Below are 6625 nucleotides of genomic sequence, written 5' to 3' on the forward strand. Positions count from 1 at the left end.
GGTTACACCACAACAATTGATTAACATCCGCCCAGTTGTGGCAGCTGTTAAGGAGTTCTTCGGTTCATCACAATTGTCACAATTCATGGACCAAACTAACCCTCTTGGAGAATTGACGAACAAGCGTCGTCTTTCAGCCTTGGGACCTGGTGGTTTGACTCGTGACCGTGCCGGTTATGAAGTCCGAGACGTGCACTACACGCACTACGGACGTATGGACCCTATCGAAACGCCTGAAGGTCCTAACATCGGTTTGATCAACTCATTGGCTACGTACGGTCGTGTTAACCGTTACGGATTCATTGAGACACCATACCGTCGTGTTGACTGGGATACGCACAAGGTTACGGACAAGATTGACTACTTGACGGCCGACGAAGAAGATAACTTCATCGTTGCCCAAGGTAACTCAGTTTTGAACGAAGATGGATCATTTGCTTCTGACGTTGTTTTGGCTCGTAAGGGTGATGAAAACGTCGAAGTTTCTATCGACCAAGTTGACTACATGGACGTTTCACCTAAGCAAATTGTTGCCGTTGCCACGGCCGCAATTCCTTTCTTGGAAAACGATGACTCAAACCGTGCCTTGATGGGTGCCAACATGCAACGTCAAGCGGTTCCTTTGATCGATCCACACGCACCATTGATTGGTACGGGTATCGAATACAAGGCTGCCCACGACGCGGGTGTTGCGATTATCGCAAAGTACCCTGGTACGGTTGAGTATGTTGACGGTCGCGAAATCCGCATCCGTCGCGAAGATGGTTCACTTGATAAGTACGAATTGATGAAGTTCCGTCGTTCAAACGCCGGTAAGAACTACAACCAACGTCCAATCGTTAAGGTTGGGGATGCAGTTGATGCCGACGAAGTTTTGGCCGATGGTCCATCAATGGAGCAAGGTGAGTTGGCTTTGGGACAAAACCCATTGATCGCCTTCATGACTTGGCAAGGATATAACTTCGAAGATGCCATCATCATCAACGAACGTTTGATCCGCGATGATGTTTACACGTCAATTCACATTGAAGAATACGAATCAGAGGCGCGTGATACGAAGCTTGGCCCTGAAGAGTTCACTCGCGAAATCCCTAACACAGGTGAAGAGCAATTGAAGAACTTGGACGAGCGCGGTATTATCCGTATCGGTGCTGAAGTTGAAGACGGTGATCTTTTGGTTGGTAAGGTTACGCCTAAGGGTGTGACTGAGCTATCAGCTGAAGAGCGTTTGTTGCACGCCATCTTCGGTGAGAAGGCTCGTGAAGTCCGTGACACGTCATTGCGTGTTCCTCACGGTGGAGGCGGAGTCGTTCAAGACGTTCGTATCTTTACTCGTGAAAACGGTGACGAGTTGGCACCTGGTGTTAACATGATGGTTCGTGTCTACATTGCCCAACGTCGTAAGATTCAAGTTGGTGACAAGATGGCCGGACGTCACGGTAACAAGGGTACGGTTTCTGTTATCGTTCCTTCAGAAGACATGCCATTCATGCCTGATGGAACACCTATCGACATTATGTTGTCACCAATGGGTGTGCCTTCACGTATGAATATCGGACAAGTGCTTGAATTGCACTTGGGTATGGCTGCCCGTGAATTGGGTATCCACATCGCTTCTCCTGTCTTCGACGGTGCCCGTGACTCAGATATCTGGGACGCAATTAAGGAAGCTGGTTTGCCAGCTGACGGTAAGACGATCTTGTACGATGGACGTACTGGTGAAGCCTTCGACAAGCGTGTCTCAGTTGGTATCATGCACTATATGAAGTTGGCCCACATGGTCGACGACAAGATGCACGCCCGTTCAATCGGACCTTACTCACTTGTTACGCAACAACCACTTGGTGGTAAGGCGCAATTTGGTGGACAGCGTTTCGGTGAAATGGAAGTTTGGGCCCTTGAGGCCTACGGTGCTGCGCACACGTTGCAAGAAATCTTGACGTACAAGTCAGATGACGTTGTTGGTCGTGTTAAGACTTACGAGGCCATCGTTAAGGGTGAGCAAATCCCTAAGCCAGGTGTTCCGGAGTCATTCCGTGTCTTGGTTAAGGAATTGCAAGCGCTTGGTTTGGACATGAAGGTCTTGGACGCAGATGATCGTGAGATCGAATTGCGCGACATGGATGAAGACGATTCAATCGTTAACATCGAAGCAGCGAACGCAGAAGCACAACGTTTGGCACAGAAATTTGCTGCTGACGGTGCTGAAGCAACTGCTGCGCCAAAGACTGATGAAGTCGTAAACTTGAGTGATGCTGACTAAGCGTTAAGCTTGGTCGCCTTATGATAGATTGTTAGCCAACCTAGCACCTCGCTAGGTTCGTGCTTACTGGATTTGACTGGGTTTGAATGCAGTAAGCACGGACATAGAGAAGTGCTGGATTGGATTGTATATAGGAACCTACGAAAGGGGTCAAACCATTGATTGATGTCAATAAGTTTGAAAGCATGCAAATCGGATTGGCTAGTCCAGACAAGATTCGCAGCTGGTCTTATGGTGAAGTTAAGAAGCCTGAGACAATCAACTATCGTACGCTCAAGCCAGAAAAGGATGGACTTTTCGACGAGCGTATCTTTGGACCTACCAAGGATTATGAATGTGCTTGCGGAAAGTACAAGCGTATTCGTTACAAGGGAATCGTTTGTGACCGTTGTGGCGTTGAAGTAACGTCATCAAAGGTCCGTCGTGAGCGTATGGGTCACATTGAGTTGGCCGCTCCTGTATCACACATCTGGTATTTCAAGGGAATTCCATCACGTATGGGATTGGTCTTGGATATGTCACCACGTTCATTGGAAGAGATTATCTACTTCGCATCATACGTGGTTACTAAGGCCGGTGATACACCTTTGACTGAGAAGCAATTGTTGTCAGAACGTGAGTACCGTGAGTTGAAGGCCGAATACGGTAACGCTTTTGAAGCGGGTATGGGTGCTGAAGCTGTACAAACGTTGTTGGCAAATGCTGATCTTGAAGCTGAAGTTGAAACGTTGAAGGCAGAATTGCGTGAGGCCACTGGTCAAAAGCGTGTTCGCGCCGTTCGTCGTTTGGACATCATCGAAGCTTTCGTTAAGTCTGGTAACAAGCCAGAGTGGATGGTTATGGATGTTATTCCTGTTATCCCACCTGACTTGCGTCCAATGGTGCAATTGGAAGGTGGACGTTTTGCAACGTCTGACTTGAACGATTTGTACCGTCGTGTTATCAACCGTAACAACCGTTTGAAGCGTTTGTTGGAGTTGAACGCACCTGGCATTATCGTTCAAAACGAAAAGCGTATGTTGCAAGAAGCCGTCGACGCGTTGGTTGACAACGGTCGTCGCGGACGTCCTGTAACGGGTCCTGGTAACCGTCCATTGAAGTCATTGTCACACATGCTTAAGGGTAAGCAAGGACGTTTCCGTCAAAACTTGCTTGGTAAGCGTGTCGACTACTCAGGACGTTCAGTTATCGACGTTGGTCCTTTCTTGAAGATGAACCAAATGGGATTGCCACGTCCAATGGCTATGGAATTGTTCCGCCCATTCATCATGAAGGAATTGGTTGCTCGTGACTTGGCTGGTAACATTCGTGCCGCTAAGCGTATGATCGACCGTCGTGACGAAGTTGTTATGGACGTCTTGGAAGACGTTATCAAGGAGCACCCAGTTCTTTTGAACCGTGCACCAACGCTTCACCGTTTGGGAATTCAAGCGTTTGAGCCTGTCTTGGTTTCAGGTAAGGCGATGCGTTTGCACCCATTGGTTACTGAAGCTTATAACGCCGACTTTGACGGTGACCAAATGGCCATCCACGTTCCTTTGTCAGATGAAGCCCAAGCCGAAGCTCGTTTGTTGATGCTTGCCGCTGGACACATCTTGGCACCTAAGGATGGTAAGCCTATCGTGGCCCCATCACAGGACATGGTTATCGGTAACTACTACTTGACGACTGAAGAAGCTGGTCGTGAAGGTGAAGGTATGATCTTCAAGGATATTAATGAAGCGCGCACGGCCTTCCAAAACAAGTATGTGCACTTGCACACGCGTATTGGAATCCAAACGTCTTCATTCCCTGCAGAGAAGCCATTCACTGACGAGCAACGTTCACGTATCATGACGACGACTGTTGGTAAGTTGTTCTTTAACGACATCTTGCCAGTCGACTTCCCATACTTGAACGAGCCAACTGAGGCTAACTTGCACGCCATTGACGATCGCTTCTTCATGGAGCCAGGAACTGACATCAAGGCACACTTTGCCGAGACGCCAATCTTGCCTCCATTCAAGAAGGGTTACTTATCAGACATCGTTGCCGAAGTCTACAAGATTTACAAGGTTACGGAAACGTCATTGCTATTGGACCGCATGAAGGACTTGGGTTACGATGAGTCAACTAAGTCTGGTTTGACGGTTGGTGTGGCCGACGTTACTGACTTGAAGGAAAAGCCAGGAATCATCGAAGAAGCTCACAAGCAAGTCGCTACTGTTTCTAAGCAATTCCGTCGTGGATTGATTACTGACGATGAGCGTTATGAGCGTGTTATTGCCATCTGGAACCAAGCGAAGGATGACATCACGTCAAAGCTGATTGAACACTTCGAACCTGATAACAACATCTTTATGATGTCGGATTCAGGAGCTCGTGGTAACATTTCTAACTTTACGCAATTGGCTGGTATGCGTGGTTTGATGGCTGCGCCTAACGGACGTATCATGGAGTTGCCTATCATTGCCAACTTCCGTGAAGGATTGTCAGTTTTGGAAATGTTCTTCTCAACTCACGGTGCTCGTAAGGGTATGACTGATACGGCCTTGAAGACGGCCGACTCAGGTTACATGACTCGTCGTTTGGTTGACGTTGCGCAAGACGTTATCATTCGTGAGCTTGACTGTGGTACTGATCGTGGTTTGGATGTTTCAGCCATCATGAACGGTAACGAAGTCATTGAGTCATTGTATGAGCGTATTTTGGGACGTTACGCACAAAAGGCCGTTATTAACCCAACGACTGGTGAAGTTATCGTTGCCCACAACGAAATGATCGACGAAGACAAGGCTAAGGCCATTGTTGAAGCCGGCGTTACGACTGTTAACATTCGCTCAGCCTTTACTTGCAACACGGAACACGGTGTCTGCGTATACGACTACGGTCGTAACATGGCTACTGGTGACGTTGTTGAAGTTGGTGAAGCTGTTGGTACTGTTGCCGCACAATCAATCGGTGAGCCAGGTACGCAATTGACTATGCGTACGTTCCACACCGGTGGTGTTGCCGGAAACGATATCACGCAAGGACTTCCTCGTGTGCAAGAAATCTTTGAAGCACGTAACCCTAAGGGTCGTGCAATGATTACTGAAGTTACTGGTGAGATTACTTCAATTGAAGAAAACCCAGCAGAACGCACTAAGGAAGTTACTGTTCAAGGTGAGACGGATACGCGTACTTACACGTTGCCTATGACTGCACGCATGCGTGTGGCTGAAGGTGATCAAATCCACCGTGGTGAGACGTTGAACGAAGGTTCAGCTGATCCTAAGGAAATCATCCAAGTTCGAGACACATTGGCTACTGAAAACTACATTGTGCGTGAAGTGCAAAAGGTTTACCGTATGCAAGGTGTTGAGATCTCTGACAAGCACATCGAAGTTATGGCTCGCCAAATGCTTCGTAAGGTTCGTGTCATGGATCCGGGTGAGACGGACTTGTTGCCAGGTACGTTGATGGATATCGCGCAATTCCGTGATGCTAACGAAGAGACGTTGTTGAAGGGTGGCTTGCCAGCCACAGCACGTCCAGTTTTGCTTGGTATTACCAAGGCATCATTGGAGACGAACTCATTCTTGTCAGCTGCATCATTCCAAGAGACGACTCGTGTCTTGACGGACGCTGCTATCCGTGGAAAGAACGATCCATTGGTTGGTTTGAAGGAGAACGTTATCATCGGTAAGTTGATTCCAGCCGGTACTGGTATGAAGCAATACCAAGCTATCGAAGACAAGGTCGTTGCAGATCCTGTTGTGGTATCAACTGAAGAGGGTACGAAGATTCCTTCAATCGCTGATATTGAGAATTCAATGAACTTGCACAACGACTAATTTCGGTTAATCGCTGGTTGTAGTTCAAAACAAAAAGCACTTTAACGTGATGCGAATCTCGTTAAAGTGCTTTTTTGTGTTGGTCAGCAAATCTGTCACTGTATATTATTTTGTGAAATAATAAATTTTAAATTGTCTCACCTATTTGTTATCCGGCCCCTTTTTGGTAATCTATTCTTAGAAGAGGGATTTGTTAAAGAGGGGGAATTTTAAGATGCATGATGTCTTAACTTTTGGATTTCAACAATTTGTAAATGATGTGACCTGGGCTGTCCACCAGTTGCCATTCGCAGTCTTGATTATTGCTTTTGCTGCTGCGTTCGTGGTTAATAGATGTGCGACGATGGCATTGACCGTTGATACCGTTAACGGTAATACATTGACCCGGCTCCGTCGCCGGACAGCTGCGCTAAGCATTGCAACGGGATCAGTGCTTGCGATTGTGTTCTTTGCGTCATTGGCACTTAATCTAGCTGAGGTCGCGTTGAATTATTAAACATCAGCCCGAACGTCGCCATCTGGATAGACGTAATAACGCGCAGGTGTC

At 47.5% G+C, this 6625-nt stretch carries 3 protein-coding genes; all 3 read left to right on the forward strand.

The features are described from left to right. On the forward strand, positions 1 to 2263 hold a 2263-nt coding region (locus tag WEIDD23_RS12700; protein WP_082778303.1), incomplete at its 5' end, for a DNA-directed RNA polymerase subunit beta. Positions 2264 to 2421: 158 nt separating this feature from the next. Beyond that, positions 2422 to 6078, forward strand: coding sequence for a DNA-directed RNA polymerase subunit beta' (rpoC, locus tag WEIDD23_RS02750; RefSeq protein WP_010369515.1), 3657 nt, complete (start codon positions 2422 to 2424; stop codon positions 6076 to 6078). A gap of 214 nt (positions 6079 to 6292) precedes the next feature. After that, a complete protein-coding gene (locus WEIDD23_RS02755; protein WP_010369513.1) occupies positions 6293 to 6574 on the forward strand; it encodes a hypothetical protein in 282 nt (93 codons plus the stop codon). The last annotated feature ends 51 nt before the right edge of the window (positions 6575 to 6625 follow it).

This window comes from Weissella sp. DD23, from assembly GCF_001579105.1.
Taxonomy (GTDB): domain Bacteria; phylum Bacillota; class Bacilli; order Lactobacillales; family Lactobacillaceae; genus Weissella; species Weissella cibaria.